This window comes from Dyadobacter sp. SRI_021, assembly GCF_057586235.1.
On sequence record NZ_JBYCZM010000002.1, the window covers coordinates 911807 to 927304 of the forward strand.

Consider the following 15498-nt stretch of genomic DNA (forward strand, 5'->3'; position numbering starts at 1 on the left):
GGTTTACCAAAATCACACATCTAACAATTTGATAACAAACACATTGAGCGACCAGTAAACTTTATCGATTTGGCTACAATAAAGACACATTATGATAAAAAATAGATCTTACTACATGTTTTGAAGAATCGAATATTTACTTATATTCGATACCAGTCACCCCAATAATTCTACGAATTCTATGAAACACAGTTTACTCGTTGTTCCCCTGCTCTTGCTATGCGTTCACGCCTCTTTTTCGCAGTCAACAAAAGGAGCAATTGACGCATTCGCGGCCAACACTGGCGCGCTGCCTACCATTGACCCCGCTACCGGGTCGCTGAGTTTCCTCCGTTTCCCCGCGCAAAGGGCTTTACCCATCAACGGCGGCGATGCTCAGCAGAAATCCATGAACTTCACATCACAGTACAAAACCCTTTTCGCACTCCGCCCCGGCGAAGATGAATTTCGTCTCAGGGAGCAAAAAACAGACAACTACGGTCTGCAGAATGTCACATTGCAACAAACTTACAAGGGTGTACCGGTGTATGACGGCCTGATGAAATTCCATTACAACAAGGGGCAGGCCCTCACAGCCCTGAACGGCAATTTTATTTCCGAGATCAAGGTCAATGTAGTGCCTACCCTTGCCCAGCATGAGGCGGAATCCATCGCAACCGGAATTGTGACCACGCAGCAGCTGGGTAAATCGTCGGTTCCTGTGAAAGCCTACAAAAGCACACTTTACATTTTTCAGAAAGGGCTCGCCCAGGGTTACAACGGGGCGAAATTTCTCGTGTACGAAGTAGAAGTGCGCAATGATGCCGATGTACGTGAATTTCTGTTTATCGACGCACACAGCGGTGCGCTCGTCGAGCAGTTCAAGGGTATGCATAACATCAACCGGGTGCTTTACGAAACGTCGATCAGCGTTTCTAACCGCAAGTGGCAGGAGGGCGAACCGTTTCCCGGTTCGCTCGACCAATGGCAGCAATCAGAAGTGCAAAGCGCGGGTTTCATTTACAATCTGATTAAAAATGCATTCGGGTACACCTCTTATAATGGCTCGGATGCAACCATGATCACGATCAACAACAACCCTGCCATCCAGTGCCCGAACGCCAACTGGAACGGTGTAAGCGCCAACTACTGTACGGGTACCGCCACCGACGACGTTGTAGCGCACGAATGGGGCCATGCCTATACCGAATACACCAGCGGACTGATTTACCAATGGCAGCCCGGTGCATTGAACGAGGCCTATTCGGATATTTGGGGTGAAACCGTGGACCAGCTCGACGGCGGTTATATGGACGGAGGCGAATCCAGTGCAAACCGGACCGGATGCGCAAGTTCGGACCGGTGGCTAATGGGCGAAAAAGCCACTGCATTCGGCGGGGCAATCCGGGATATGTGGGATCCCACCTGCAAGGGGGACCCCGGTAAAGTAACCGATCCCCAATACTGGTGTGCCAACACCGATGAAGGTGGCGTACACATCAATAGCGGCGTACTCAACCATGCTTATGCATTGCTGGTCGATGGCGGCACTTACAATGGCCAAACTATCAACGGCATAGGCCTCACAAAAGCCGCTCATATTTTCTGGCGGGCGCAATCGGTATATATGACTGCGACAACCGATTTTGCCGCCCAGGCTGATATTCTCGAAGCTGCCGCCAACGACCTGATCGACGCCGATTTGCAAGGCTTGTCTACGGATCCAACCCCTGCCGGCCTGTACAGTCAGAAGATTTCGGCTGCCGACGTTGCCGAGCTTGTTAAGGTCATCGCTGCCGTCGAGCTGCGCGCTGCGAATAATTGCGGATTCGCAGCCACGCTCCAACCGGCACCCGCACTATGCGAGGGTGCAAATGCAGGGCTGGCAATCTTTTATGAAGGTTTTGAATCGGGCCTCGGAGGGTTCACCACCTCTTTCACGACGTCGTCCGCCGGCTGGGTGAACCGCCAATGGCAGCAGGTAGCATCACCGGGCGGACGTGCCGGTCACGCCGCATTCGGAATCGACTACCAGGGGGGCAACTGCAACACAGCTACCGACCAGACCGGCATCATCCGTATGGAGAGCCCGGTAATCGCGATTCCCGCTGGTACAGCCGGTACATTGAGTCTGGCATTTGACCATTTCATCGCAATAGAAGATACCTGGGATGGGGGCATAGTCAAATACAGGATCGACGGTGCTTCCGAATGGACACAGGTACCCGCCGCGGCGTTCACCGCCAACGGCTACAACAATTTCCTGAACACCAGCGGAGCAGGTAACTCGAATCCGCTCCAGGGGCTCGCCGCCTTTACCGGAACCGACCAGGGATCGGTCACGGGTTCATGGGGCCAAAGCCAAATCAACCTGTCATCGCTTAACCTTCTTCCCGGGCACACCATTCAGTTCCGCTTCGAGCTGGGCACCGATATCTGCGGCGGTACCGAAGGATGGTATGTGGATGATGTGCGGGTGTTCACCTGCGCGGTTACGCCGGCAGTTCACTTCGCGGCGGCAGTCGCCAGCATGAACGAGGGCGAAGCAACTAATGTGGATCCATCGACTTGCCTCAAGTACATCGACAAAGTGGTGACCGTAGGGATCGACAAAGCACCAACACAACCGGTAACTGTTACATTCAACGCGCCGACAGGCACGGCCAGGCAAGGTGCAAACGGCGACTACACCATTTCCCCTGCATTCGTTACGCTCGATGCGGGTTCTATGAGCAAGACAGTTACCGTCAGGGTGTTCAACGACGCGTATGTGGAGGGGCCTGAAACGATCAACCTCTCGTACGGACTGAATGCGAATGGCGGCGATGGCTATGCGGCAAGCAGCCTGCAAAATTTCGAGTTGACGATTAACGACGACGACCTGGAACCGGGCAATTACACCGACGAACTACTGAGTTCCAACTTTGATAACGGGCCCCAGGGCTGGAAGGTTATCAACGGAGGCAATTCGGAGCATACATGGGGAATAGCCCAATATTCCAACGCGGGCTTCGAAAACAGATCACCGTTCTTCTTTGTAAACAGCAATATCAACAACAGTTACATTCTCGACGAAACCCTGGAGTCCCCAGCCATCAACACCTCTGGCAGAAAAAACATGGTGCTCACTTTCAAACAGATATGGGAAGTGCAAGCCGGCAGCGATCCTGAGGTGGGAACAGTCGAAGTTTGGGACGGCTCGGCATGGCATCTCCTGCTGACCCAAAATGAGGCGACCGGCAATCTTGGAAGCCTGTTCGGCTTTACGTCGAATACAAAAGTCCTGAATATTCCGGATAACTATGCGAACGTCGATATGAAGTTCAGGTTCCGCTATGTCTCCCGGTCGGAAATATGGTGGGCAATCGACGATGTGAAGCTAACGGCCACCAATTCCACCCAGATCATGTCAACGGTCAACACCGGCAATGCTGCACAGCAATATCTCGGGCCAAACGAAACCGCGGTTTTCTACGATCCGGCAACCGGTAACCTGATGGCCAAAATCAAGAACCTGAGCGCTCATGATTATGGCTGTACCACTGTTGAGGTCGATCGGTCCGGCGCAAATGAAACGGCATGGCTGGGAAATTATAAGGTAACAAACAAAACCTTCAAAGTAACGCCTGCCAATAACAATCCTTCCGGGCAATACGAAATTACGCTTTACTACAAAGCGTCCGAATTAAACACCTTCACGCCGGCCGATATCCAGTCGATGGGCAAAAGCCCCGTGGGCATCGCAACGAGCGACGCCGCCAATACTTCGCTGGTAGCGGTGGTATCGGCACCGGCATTCAACGGCGACTACGCATTTACTTCAACCTTCAACACCGGATTCTCCGGGTTCGGCCTCTCCAATGCGCCTCCGGGGTCCGCATTACCTGTAACACTCGTGAATTTCGAAGGAAAACATACCTCTGAAGGTAATTTGCTTCAATGGACGACCAGTTCGGAGAGCAACAGCGACTATTTCGCGATCGAAGAAAGCGCCAATGGCAAGAGCTTCATCGAATCCGGACGGGTCAAAAGCGCAGGCAGTGCCTCTGTAACAAACCGTTACAGTTTTACGGACGTGGACTTCAACAAGGGGGTTACTTATTATCGTCTCAAACAGGTGGACTTCGACGGCAAATACGCTTACAGCCGCATTGTCTCAATCGATGCACCTTCGGCCGGAAATATCCGCTTTTACCCCAACCCTGTCGAATCGGTGCTTCATATCGAACTACCGAACCTGCAAGGTTCATGGGTGAATGCGAAGGTGATCAACACCTTGGGGCAAACCGTAATGGTGAAGGAAAAAGCCACTTTTCAAAATGGCAGGCTCACAATGCAACTCGGTAAACTGCCGGCGGGCATTTATCAGGTACTGATTACCAATGATAAGGTACACTACCAGCTGTCGGTCTTCAGGCCCTGACGATTTGAGGCCAACAAAAATGGGTTGCAGTAATCTGCAACCCATTTTTGTTGAATACTTCTTAATACACTTCATCCGTCACTTTTGCTAACCAATCGGCAACTTCTTTCGCATTCGGATCCTGATTATGGATAATGACGTTGCCGGTTTGTCGGAGAAATACCGCGGCATAGGTTTTCTTTTCAGTGTCGTAGGTGTAGCTATAAAAACGTATGAAGCCCAGGTCCGCGCCGCCATTGACTGGTTTGGACAAATCATCGCCGGTAATCTTTCGGGCGGCATTCATGTACTTGTCCAGATCCGACGCCTCGATTTTAACGGAAGATATCTTCGTTTGCGAAATATTAGCCTCCATTTCTTCCTTCGAAAGCACGGATTTCAGCCCGGCGTCGTTCCAGCTCGCAGGATTGTCGTAAGTCCTTACCTGCCCCTGTTTATCAATCAAAAGGCCTTTGAGCTGGTTACCCCATGCCTGGTTGGTATACTGGACTTCAAAATAAACTTCCTGTTCGTTGGCAACCGCAACGTCCTCTGAGCAGGAAATAGCCAGCGCAGCCAGAGCACTGAAAAACAGGGTCGGAATGATGCGTATCGCTTTCATTTTTCAAATAGCTGATTGACCCAAATTTAATCATTTTGCGCCATTGAATGACCACCAATTTTATCGGAACCTTGAAACAAGGAATGCCCCGTGAAACCACGAGGCATTCCGAATATAACCCACCAAACCTTCCGGGCCTACTCGGGATTCTGCACCAGCGACGGGTTCAGCACCGTTTCCGCTTCGGGGAAGAAATGTACCACCCGTGGGTGTGTATACGGGATCTCCTGCTTCACCGCGCCTGCGAGCAAATGCGTGCCCGGGTAGTTGCGTTCCATCGTGCGCTTGTTGCGGAAAACATCGTGTTTACGCAAGCCTTCCCAGGCGAACTCCAGATGCGATTCTTCCAGCACCACATCGAGCACGCTGGCATAGCCCATCATATTCGTGGCCGAGAAAAGCTCCGCGCCCGATAAACCCGCCCGCTTCCGGATCAGGTTGACGTCTTCGAGCGCCTCCGCATTCTTACCCAGCTTCGCATTGGCTTCCGCGCGGATCAGGTACATTTCGGCCAGGCGGAAAAGTACCGGCGAGCTCAGCATCGGGTAGCCTTCCTGATACGAAAATTTGCTGATGTAATACTTCGGATAACCATTGCGCGTAGCCAGGACCTTGTTTCCGGCCGCGTCGGTCTTGATGGATCCGTCGGCGTTCTTTTCATAAACCGGGATAATGTAGTCCCGGCGTTTGTCGTTCGGGAATTTGTCGATGAGCTTCCGGTATTTCTCCGAAGCATACATTTCGCCCCAGCCTTCACCATCCGACAAATACATGGCCCCGATCGCGGAATATCCCCGGTTGTCCTTTACCGTGTGACGCACCGCAAAAATCGTTTCCGTGTTCGACTCGGGCACGGTGGTGTAGTATTTAGGCAAATTCGCTGTCGCGACGAGCGAGTAGCGGTTCGAGCTGATTACCTTATTGGCATACTCTATTGCTTTCTCGTTGTTTTCCATGTAGAGATAAATACGACTCAGCATGGCATAGGCCACTTCTTTGGAAGCAAAGTTGTTGTTCTTCGCGATGGTCATCAGGCTGATCGACTTTTCGAGGTCCTGGATCACCGCTGCATACACCTCCTTCACCGTACCCCGGGTGGGCTTCTGCGCGGGCTGTTCGGTGGATTTGACCACGATTACACCCGGCGAAGCGCCCGCATCGGGCGCGTACGGGCGTGCGAACACGTTGGCAAGGTGGAAATGCAGCAATGCCCGCAGGAAGTAGTTTTCTCCCAAAACCTGATCCAGCTCCGCCGATTGCCCCTCTTTCAGGAGCCCGATAATGACGTTGGTACCGTAAATGGCCTGGTACGACTTGGTATAAAAGTTCGTAGCCAATGCGCTGGTTTTGATATGATTGTAATTATAGGAAAAATACAGCGGGTCGGATGTGGTACCACTCAGGGAGACATTGTCTGACGGAAATTCGGACATCATATGATACGAACGAATGTAGTTTCCGTCTTTCAAAATGGCGTAGTTACCCAGGGTAGCGGCTTTAAGCCCCTCCGGCGTGTTCACGACCTGCGTCGAAGTAAGGCCGTCGTAAGGCGTAATGGTGAGCTCGTCGGAGCAACCGGTTAGCAGCGCGCCGCTCAGCATGGCGGCAAATGCCGTTGATTTAATATAACGTTTCATCGTATTGGCTTAGAAATTAAGATTTACACCGAACATGAGCTTCTTGCTGCTCGGATAACGTGAGCTGTTGGTACCATTGCTGAGATCGACCTCCGGATCGACGCCCGAGAACTTGGTCCAGGTAATGAGGTTATCGCCGCTGGCAAACACCGATAATCCGCTGATATGCAGCCGCTCGGTGAAAACCTTGGGAATCTCGTAGCTCAGGCGCACGTTGCGCAGGCGGAGATAGCTGCCATCTTCCAGGTAGCGCGACGATGTTTTGTTCGAGTTCTTGTTGCCGTTCACAACCGCTTTGGGATGCGTGGCAATGTCGCCTTCTTTTTCCCACCGCGTCCAGCCGTCCTGCAAACGCATTTTGTTATAGGTAGGATATGCGCCGTCATCGTCGAACAGTTCCCGGTTGTAGATATACACCTTGTTACCCGACACAAACGTGAAGAATGCCGAAAGCGTTACCCCGCCATATTTGAATGTGTTGGTCATACCGCCGGTAAATTTCGGGTTTCTTGAACCTACAAAAACACGTGTTGCGCTGTTGTAGACATTGGTAGTCGATTCCACGATATTACCCGACGCATCCCTGGTTTGCAAGAGCCACTGCGGGTCGCCGTTGTTGGGGTCAACGCCCATCCATTTACGCATATACCACGATCCCAGCTCCCGCCCCACCTCGATGCGCTGGTTACCGCTTTCGATCGGCTCGTTTTTGTTAAGCGCGAGCACTTTGTTTCTGTTCACGGAAAAATTGAAGCTGGTCTCCCAGTTGAAAGCGCCGCGGATATTTTTCGAAGCAATTTCCAGATCAATACCACGGTTACGCACCGATCCGATATTCTGGATCTGGGTCGTAAAGCCAGTCGTCGCTTCCAGCGGTACGTTTTGCAACACATCCTTATTGAGGCGGTTATAAAGGTCGATTACCAGATCAATGCGGTTGAAAAAGCCGATATTGATCCCGGCATCATAGGTGTAGGCCTTTTCCCAGGTCAGGTTCGGGTTTGCCTTACGCGCCGGGAAGCCGGCCGGCAAGCCGCCGTATTGCGCATTGAAATCGTACAGATCCTGTGCCACGAAATCGCCGATGTTGGCATTTCCCGTCGTTCCATAGCTCGTACGGACTTTAAACAAGTGGATTTTGTCTTTCAAAGAACCAAAAAACTCCTCGCTCGAAATATTCCATGCCGCCCCGATGGAGTAGAAGTTACCATAACGGTTGTCTTTGCCAAAGCGCGACGAGCCGTCGCGACGGAAGGAAACCGTGGCGAAGTACTTGTTATGCAGGTCGTAATCCACATTGATGAATGCGGATGCGAATGCATTCTTGGTTTTATAGCCGGTAAGCGAAGTCGGGGTGGCGGTGACGTTCAGGATGTCGAGCGACGGGAAAATACCCTGCCCGGTACCGCCCATGCCGTCGGTTTTATTGCCTTGAAACTCCGCACCCAGGATTGCATTGAAAGTATGTGCACCGAATGTTTTGTTGGCATTCAGCAGGTTGGAAGTAATGAAACTGCCGGTGTATTCATAGCTGTTCGAAAGTGAGCCATTGTAGGACTTGCCCGTCGGCGTGCGCGCATCTACGTTCGATTCGGTGCGGGTGTTGGTCACGGCGTACCGGTTCGAAGTCGAGAAGGTCAGCCAGTCGAGGATATTGTATTCCAATTTAACATCTCCCTGAATACCTGAGCCCCGGTTCTGGTTGAAGTTATACTGGTTGTTAAAAAGGAAGTTATTCCGGTCGCGGCCATACCAGTCGGTGGTGTTGGCATCCACGTAACGGTATGAACCATCTGCATTATACGGATTATCCCAGGGCAGGTTGATATAACCCTGGTACAAATACCCCTGGTCGTTCTGGCGATTGTTGAAAAAAGTATTCACACGGGCTGTGAGCTTCACCCTTTCGTTGAGGTTATGCTCGATATTGGCGCGGAAGTTGACGTTTTCATAACCAGTTTTCAGGATCACCCCCTCTTCCTTGTAATAGTTTGCCCCAAAATGGAAGCGCGTCCGGTCATTTCCGCCCGACATCGACAAGGCATGATTATGCGTGATGCCGGTGCGAAACGTCTTGTCAAGCCAATCGGTATTACCGGGCGTTGCAGGGAGAAAACGGCTCTGGTAACCCGCGTATGCCGTTGGGAAATTGTTGGCCGTGAGGTAAGCATTGATCTGCGCGTCGGTCGGGTTCGGCGTGGTAGCGCTGAGCTGGGCGATGTAGTTGGCGCGTTTGGCATCATAGTCGTTCTGGTACATCTTGTTGGTGAAGTCGTACAGTTCCTGACCGTTCATGACTTCAAAGTTACCGCGCAGTACCCGGCTGAAACCCACCGAGCCGTTATAATTGATCTGCGTTTTCCCCGATTTGCCGCTCTTGGTCGTGATTACGACCACACCATTAGACGCGCGCGAACCGTACAAACCGGTGGCCGCGGCATCTTTCAGAATGGAGATGGAGGCAATGTCGTTGGGGTTCGCGGTACCGCCGATCAGGCCGTCGATCACGTACAGCGGTTCGGCGCCGGCCGTAATGGAACCGGTCCCGCGTACACGCACGCTCGGTTCCGTACCTGGCGCGCCGCTAGCGCTCGACACCACCACACCTGCCACACGGCCTTGCAGCATGGTGGCGGTATTGTTGCTCGTGACCGTTTGTAGTTCCGAGCCCTTAATGACCGATACCGAGCTCACCAGCTCCGATTTCGACCGGCTCGAATACCCCGTCACGATCACCTCGTCGAGGCTGGAAACATCTTCCACCAGGGTGATGTCGATCACTGAACGGTTCTGTACCGGAATGGTCTGGCTTTTGAAACCGATAAAGCTCGCTACGAGCACATCATTGGGGTTATTGGAATTGAGGGTAAAATGCCCGTCCGCGTCCGTCTGCGTCCCGACGGTTGTTCCCTGGATCACGATGTTGACCCCGGTAAGCGGGACACCCTTGCTGTCGACCACCCTCCCTTTCACGGGACCGGCGGCATGCGGGCGTACCGCATGGATCCGCTCCAGAGGCCGGGCGCCGGAATCCAGCGGGATCATCAGCGGCATGGCAAATCCGGCCATGGCAGCCGTTCGAAACAGAATTTGGGTAAATCTCGGTTTCATAGATTTAAGAATTGGTTAAAGAGTTATGAGTAGAATAAATTTGTTAGAATTCTAACCACACCAAAATTAACCGTGTCACCGAGATTAACAAGAAAAAATATTAAAATGTGTCCGCACACACTAGCACTTTTATGTCCAGAACTAGTCCTTTACACTCATGGATTAAGACTAGAATTTGTTTTACAAAATGACCGGTAAAAATAAATCGGACTGGAAAAATCCAGCCCGATTTATCTGTAAAACACAAAAAGATGACGACCTTAGTCAAAGCGGCCGATTTACTCCACCGCAATATATTTGCCGGAGCAGGCTTCGATACAACCATAACCCAGCGTAAGCTTGCCCGCGGACAGATCCGAATAGTACCAGATATGCGACGGCGCAGATTTATCGATCGGGATCAGCTCTATGCGCTTGTCATCGAGCACTTTGTACGCATTGAACAATGGCACCGAAGATTGCCCCTGGCCCTTTTGCTCGATAAATTCGCCGTTTTCCTTAAACTCGATGGTATGTGCGACGTCGGCTGTCACTTCGCGGTAAGTTCCGCTGCCATCGCCCGGGTCTGCGAGGTATTCGACGAGCTTCCATTTGCCGATCAGGCCATTGTTTTCTTTCATCGCTCTCTTGGCCGTGTCGTCGATCGGATCGGCGGTTTCGTTTTTGCAGGCCATTACCGTCCAGAGGAGCATCAGCGAAAGGATTAAGCGGGTAGTTTTCATGGGCTAACAATTAAATTGGTTTCGGTTACATAGATTCACCCGTCCGCGCTTTCGTTGGAACAATTGGAAAATTTTGTAACCCAAACCGTGCAATCTTCGCCACTACTTACGGATCGTCCTGAAAGTGAGATTAATCCGCGGGCCGTTCTGCGTTTTCGATTTCGGGATACGGTGCTCCCAGGTATGCTGCAAGTCGCCCTTCATAATCAGCAACGAGCCGTTTTCCAGCGTCAGCCCGTATTTCCTCGAATGATCGGGGCGATACCGGAACTCAAAGCGCCGTTCCTGCCCTATGCTCACCGAGGCGATCACGGGATTTCGGCCAAGCTCATCCTCATTGTCGCCATGCCACGCCACCGAATCGTTGCCATCGCGGTAGTAATTGAGCAAGACGCTGTTGAAAGTAAAACCCGTTTTACGTTCGATCTGCTGTTTGAGACCGGCGAGCTCTGCGGTCCACGCGCACGGCTCAAACCGTGTGCCCGAAAACGTATACGACTTATCGGTATCACCGTACCAGGCCATCAGCCTGGGGGCCGTCACCTCCTTGCCGTACATCTGCATTACCTGTTGCCGCCAGGGTACTTCCGCAACCCATCGGTGCATAAGGTTGGCACATTCAGCCGCCGGTATGAATCCAGGATAATATTCGAGTAGGTCCTCGGGGAATTGAAGGGCCTCCTGCGAGCCGAACAGATTTAATTGTTTCATGAAGTTTGCTGATCAATGTTTCCGAAGCATAACAACAAACTAAACAAAAAAGTCTACGTCCGGCCTGTCAAACCTACTCCGCCGCCACCGGTTTCGCCACCGCATTTCCCTGCTCGACCCATTGCACCTGCACATTTTGCGCTTCTGCATGGCGGGCCAGTTCCGCCTCCATTTCCGGGAATTGGTGGTACATACCTTCTTTGTGAAAACCGTAATGAATGGGTACCAGCACGTCGGCATGCAGCAGGCGCGTCACCGTAATCGCCTGAATGGGTGTAAGCGTAATGGGTACCGGGCTTGGCTCTACGCGCGGAATATTCACCACTGCGCCATTCACGGGCAGGAACACGGCATCGAAGTGCTGCCAGGTTTTGCCCAGGCGCCAGAACTGGTTATGCCACATCGTATCGCCGCCATGCAGAATGCGCTGGCCGTCGGCCTCTATTACCCACGAAACTTGCTTATCGCCTACGCCGTCCATCGCGAATACGGCCGTAACCGTGAAATTTCCGATTTGCTGTGGCGCGTTCAGCGCGAGTGCTTGCGGTGTGAAACCGTCGTTCGTTACCTCGGCGGCGATCTGATCGGAAATGACGAAACGGCCCTCTGGTTTCAGCACGGCGCGAATCGCCTCAGGGTCGTAATGGTCGGAATGCAAATGCGTGATCAGTACTACATCCGCTTCCGTGTTTCCTACAAATTGAAAAGGGTTTTGCGGCCCGATGGATGCGCCGCGTTGGTAATTCTGGACGGCATCTATGAGTAACGTCTGGCCATTGGATTCCACTTTGAGTCCCGCCCAGGATAATCTTTGGAGTTTCATGTGCTGTTGTTTTTAGTACATGACAAAAGTATTTGTTTTAGATATATGAGAAAAATGATTTATTTTTATCTAAACAATGAACAATACTCATACAATGCTAACACTGCAACACCTCTATATTATTGAAAAAATCACCAGCGAGGGTTCGGTAACCAAAGCTGCGGAGAAGCTGAACCTCACGCAATCGGCACTAAGCCACCAGATCCGTGACCTGGAAGCTGCCAGCGGCGTCAAACTCTTCAACAGGATCGGAAAGAAGCTTGTACTGAACGAAGCCGGCCAACGCGTGGTGGCAAGCTCGCAAAAAGTACTGCCGGTAATTCGTGAATTGGAAGCGGAGCTGAAAGAAATGCGCGAAGGAAAGAAACAGACGATCCGTATCAGCACCGAATGCTACACCTGCTACCACTGGCTACCCCGGCTCCTCATCGACTTTCATGAAGAATATCCAGGCACCGACATCCAGATCGTAGCCGAAGCGACCCGCCGCCCGATGGAATTCCTCGAAGCCGGGAAGCTGGAACTTGCGCTCGTTAATGGGACCAATAACAATGGCAGCTTGTATTTCGAGCCGCTCTTCGAAGACCGGATGGTCGCGTTGCTGTCGGATAAGCACGCGCTCGCATTGCGCAATACCGCGCTCGAATTTTCGGATCTGCATTCCGAAACGCTGGTTGCATTCCAGATCAGCAGCGATAGTAACCTGCTCTCGCCAGACCTGGTATCACAACTTTCTCCTAAAAAAACCATCTACATACCGATGACCGAAGCCATCGTAGAAATGGTCAGGTTCGGCATGGGCATTACCATCATGGCCGAATGGGCTGCCCGCCAATACCTGAGCACAGGCGGGCTTACGACGCTGCCTTTTCGTTCGGAGATCGGTACACGTCACTGGTACGCCTGCACGCATAAAGACCGGAGCGATGCGTTGAGCGGGCTCGTAAGCAGGATACAATCGGTATTACTGGGGACCGAAAACCCGGCTATGGCCTGATTCAGGGCATTTCGTACCCTGTAATACCCTGTTTTCTCAGCCTCTTCATGAGGAGGTTGCGACCGCGCAGAAGCTGGGAGCGCGAAGTGCTGTCGGTAATGGAAAGCGCCTGGGCTATTTCGACGTGCGAATAGCCTTCGACAAGGCTCAGGCTGATGATCCGCTTGTAGCCATCGGGCAGCTGCGCGATCATATCATCGACGATCCCGACGCCCAGGCGGTCGATCATGCAGGTATGGTCATTGGATTCGAAGTCCAGGGGCGACAGGTCCATCGAATGGTTCTTGGCCTCCTTTTTTGTGACACGATGATAATAGTTGATCGCCGTACGGGTAACCACCGACCGCATCCACGATTCGATCGATTCGATATTCTGCACTTCATGAAGGTGTCTGAAAATCTTCACAAATGATTCCTGGTAAATGTCTTCCGCCTCCATGCGCGTCAGTGCGAACCGCGTGCAGATGCGCATGAGCTCGGTGCGGAACCGGTTGTAAAAGAGCGTCTGTGCGCGTTGGTCGTTATGCTTGCAAGCCATGACGAGGTCGGTCAGGGTGCGGTAGTTCTTTTTGGTTGATGCCTTCATGAGCTGTAAAAGGGAGTTGGGTAGTTGACAGACTTGTAATCGATGTCTGTTTATACCGCCCGGCATTCAACCTTATCAGCAACAGGCAAAATTTTTTGAAATAAAATAGCCGGAAACAAAAACGCTGCTTCCGGCCGCGGTGCTTTATGCTTTTACTTAAAATTATAAGCCACGCTCAATGTCGAATTCCTCGGTTTCTGCGGGTTCGCCGACCAATATCCGATGTAATATTGCTTGTCGGTAATGTTATTGGCATTCACTGAAATACGGAAATGACTGGCATTATAGAACACACTCGCATTCAGTAAAGTATAACCCGGAAGGGTAAATACGCCGGCTTTGCTATTGTCGATCACCTTGTATTCGCCAGCATAATTTCCACCGATGCCAAAACCGGCGTATTTCGATGTCCCGCTGCTAATGCGGTAAGTAGCCCAGAAATTGGCGAGGTTCTGTGGCCCCTGCCCACCGATTACACGACCCGGCTCGCTGTAAAAGTCTTCGGGATCACCCGAGATGACTTTGGTTTTGTCGTGACTGAAACCGGCGATCAGGTTAAGGCCGGTTAGCGGATTAGCCACAATATCGAGTTCAAAACCTTTACTGCCTACTTTCCCTCCCTGGTTATAATCGAGAATATTGGCCGGGTCGGGCATTACGCGGTCCGACACCTTGATATCGTACACCGAGAGCGTAAAAGCCAGTTTGTCGGAAAATAAATTGGTTTTAAATACCATACTCCCATTGATCGGCATGTTCCGGCCAGAACGATTTCACCCGGAAGTCTGTGCCGTCGGCATCCGTAACCCGGCGCATTATAGCCGATTTCACCGCCAAACTGATGATAGAGTTTCCTGGTGATCGTATTAATAACACCGCCATAACCATAGAAAGAGCCTCCAAACAGCGTGCTGGAAGGCCCTTTGATCACCTGAATCTCTTCGACATTGGACGGGACCAGGTTGCCGCTGGTAGTGCCACGAAGACCATTGTACAGCAGTGGTTGCGCTTCGAAGCTGCGTAATGCGAAGTAAGATGCCCCATCGCCTCCCCTACCGGTCGATTCCCATGTACGCGTAATGCCCGCCATATTGCGCAGGACGTCGTCGTAGCTGGTAATTCCCTGCTGCTTCATGATTTCGGATGAAACCGTGCTGTAAACCTGCGGGTTTTCGAGCTTCTTCAAAGGCATTTTGGCCACAATCACATTCTCGCGGTTCAGGTTGCGGGCTGAGACCATCACTTCCTGCAACTGCGAAGCATTTTCTTTCAATGTAAAATCTAGTGAGATAATGCCGCCAGCTTATGCAATCCGGGTTGAACATTCCTGACTTGGTATCTACCGTTGCGGTCGGTCAATGCGCCTTTTAGTCGTACAGACCTACCCGCGCAACCCCGCTGGGTTGCAGTTTAACCGCCGGATTACAACCGCCGGAACCAAGAGAAAACCTGGACGAATCCATAGTACTATTTTTCTGGCGTCCCTTTCACCAACCTTTTCCCTCCTTTTTCCGCCGAACGGGCGTTGTTTTCATTCGTCTTAAATGCATATGCTTCAAAAATCGTCACAAACATACTGGAATACCGCGCGACAAATAGATGGCTTGCAGCAAGCGACCAATATCCCTTTACCATTTTACCTGCATTTTCGGAGTCTGCCGCAGCATTGTTCCGCCGGCGACGATCCTCCTTCCCTCCCATCCGAGTGTTACCCGAATGTAAATTCAAAAAAATTTAAATTTTTTTAGACGTTTAATTTTCTAGATTTGAGCCAATTGCGAAATTTCCTGCATTTCCGCTCAAAAAATAGTGCTCTCAAAATTTGTTTGATAAAATCCCAATTGTACTTTTGCACCACGATACGGCGCTGCGGCAGACGGATCGAAACGAAAAAAGTCCTGAATATTA

12 protein-coding genes are annotated in these 15498 nt (G+C 51.6%); 2 read left to right on the top strand and 10 right to left on the bottom strand.

The features are described from left to right. Positions 1 to 181: 181 nt before the first annotated feature. A complete protein-coding gene (locus tag AC2YIT_RS09105) occupies positions 182 to 4402 on the top strand; it encodes a M4 family metallopeptidase (protein WP_487278979.1) in 4221 nt (1406 codons plus the stop codon). Positions 4403 to 4463: 61 nt separating this feature from the next. On the opposite strand, the gene AC2YIT_RS09110 is transcribed toward AC2YIT_RS09105, so the two are convergent. From AC2YIT_RS09110 to AC2YIT_RS09135, 6 genes are all read right to left on the bottom strand, one after another. Then, positions 4464 to 5003, bottom strand: coding sequence for a hypothetical protein (locus AC2YIT_RS09110; RefSeq protein WP_430851908.1), 540 nt, complete (start codon positions 5001 to 5003; stop codon positions 4464 to 4466). A 137-nt stretch (positions 5004 to 5140) separates the two neighbouring features. Then, positions 5141 to 6640 (bottom strand): RagB/SusD family nutrient uptake outer membrane protein, encoded by a 1500-nt coding sequence (locus AC2YIT_RS09115; protein ID WP_487278980.1) that lies wholly within the window; start codon positions 6638 to 6640, stop codon positions 5141 to 5143. A 9-nt stretch (positions 6641 to 6649) separates the two neighbouring features. After that, positions 6650 to 9751, bottom strand: coding sequence for a SusC/RagA family TonB-linked outer membrane protein (locus AC2YIT_RS09120; RefSeq protein WP_487278981.1), 3102 nt, complete (start codon positions 9749 to 9751; stop codon positions 6650 to 6652). A gap of 278 nt (positions 9752 to 10029) precedes the next feature. Further along, positions 10030 to 10473, bottom strand: coding sequence for a hypothetical protein (locus AC2YIT_RS09125; protein WP_430851902.1), 444 nt, complete (start codon positions 10471 to 10473; stop codon positions 10030 to 10032). A gap of 102 nt (positions 10474 to 10575) precedes the next feature. Then, positions 10576 to 11184: an alpha-ketoglutarate-dependent dioxygenase AlkB family protein gene (locus AC2YIT_RS09130; RefSeq protein WP_487278982.1), complete on the bottom strand. Its 609-nt coding sequence runs from the start codon at positions 11182 to 11184 to the stop codon at positions 10576 to 10578. A gap of 73 nt (positions 11185 to 11257) precedes the next feature. Further along, positions 11258 to 12007: an MBL fold metallo-hydrolase gene (locus tag AC2YIT_RS09135; RefSeq protein WP_487278983.1), complete on the bottom strand. Its 750-nt coding sequence runs from the start codon at positions 12005 to 12007 to the stop codon at positions 11258 to 11260. A 94-nt stretch (positions 12008 to 12101) separates the two neighbouring features. On the opposite strand from AC2YIT_RS09135, the gene AC2YIT_RS09140 reads away from it, so the two are divergent. Beyond that, a complete protein-coding gene (locus AC2YIT_RS09140) occupies positions 12102 to 13004 on the top strand; it encodes a LysR family transcriptional regulator (RefSeq protein WP_487278984.1) in 903 nt (300 codons plus the stop codon). A 1-nt stretch (position 13005) separates the two neighbouring features. On the opposite strand, the gene AC2YIT_RS09145 is transcribed toward AC2YIT_RS09140, so the two are convergent. The 4 genes from AC2YIT_RS09145 to AC2YIT_RS09160 form a co-directional block, all read right to left on the bottom strand. Continuing rightward, positions 13006 to 13590 (bottom strand): RNA polymerase sigma factor, encoded by a 585-nt coding sequence (locus AC2YIT_RS09145; protein WP_487278985.1) that lies wholly within the window; start codon positions 13588 to 13590, stop codon positions 13006 to 13008. Between the two features lie 152 nt (positions 13591 to 13742). Next, a complete protein-coding gene (locus AC2YIT_RS09150; protein WP_487278986.1) occupies positions 13743 to 14327 on the bottom strand; it encodes a TonB-dependent receptor domain-containing protein in 585 nt (194 codons plus the stop codon). Further along, positions 14246 to 14863: a TonB-dependent receptor plug domain-containing protein gene (locus tag AC2YIT_RS09155; protein ID WP_430851890.1), complete on the bottom strand. Its 618-nt coding sequence runs from the start codon at positions 14861 to 14863 to the stop codon at positions 14246 to 14248. Before AC2YIT_RS09155 ends, AC2YIT_RS09150 begins: the two co-directional genes overlap by 82 nt. A gap of 194 nt (positions 14864 to 15057) precedes the next feature. After that, complete coding sequence (locus AC2YIT_RS09160) at positions 15058 to 15318, bottom strand: hypothetical protein (protein WP_430851888.1); 261 nt, start codon at positions 15316 to 15318, stop codon at positions 15058 to 15060. Positions 15319 to 15498 lie beyond the last annotated feature (180 nt).

Excerpts from the sequence above, each read along its gene's own strand:
- AC2YIT_RS09105 (WP_487278979.1), top strand. The coding sequence starts at position 182 with ATGAAACACAGTTTACTCGTTGTTCCCCTGCTCTTGCTATGCGTTCAC.
- AC2YIT_RS09110 (WP_430851908.1), bottom strand. The coding sequence starts at position 5,003 with ATGAAAGCGATACGCATCATTCCGACCCTGTTTTTCAGTGCTCTGGCT.
- AC2YIT_RS09115 (WP_487278980.1), bottom strand. The coding sequence starts at position 6,640 with ATGAAACGTTATATTAAATCAACGGCATTTGCCGCCATGCTGAGCGGC.
- AC2YIT_RS09120 (WP_487278981.1), bottom strand. The coding sequence starts at position 9,751 with ATGAAACCGAGATTTACCCAAATTCTGTTTCGAACGGCTGCCATGGCC.
- AC2YIT_RS09125 (WP_430851902.1), bottom strand. The coding sequence starts at position 10,473 with ATGAAAACTACCCGCTTAATCCTTTCGCTGATGCTCCTCTGGACGGTA.
- AC2YIT_RS09130 (WP_487278982.1), bottom strand. The coding sequence starts at position 11,184 with ATGAAACAATTAAATCTGTTCGGCTCGCAGGAGGCCCTTCAATTCCCC.
- AC2YIT_RS09135 (WP_487278983.1), bottom strand. The coding sequence starts at position 12,007 with ATGAAACTCCAAAGATTATCCTGGGCGGGACTCAAAGTGGAATCCAAT.
- AC2YIT_RS09140 (WP_487278984.1), top strand. The coding sequence starts at position 12,102 with ATGCTAACACTGCAACACCTCTATATTATTGAAAAAATCACCAGCGAG.
- AC2YIT_RS09145 (WP_487278985.1), bottom strand. The coding sequence starts at position 13,590 with ATGAAGGCATCAACCAAAAAGAACTACCGCACCCTGACCGACCTCGTC.
- AC2YIT_RS09150 (WP_487278986.1), bottom strand. The coding sequence starts at position 14,327 with ATGGTATTTAAAACCAATTTATTTTCCGACAAACTGGCTTTTACGCTC.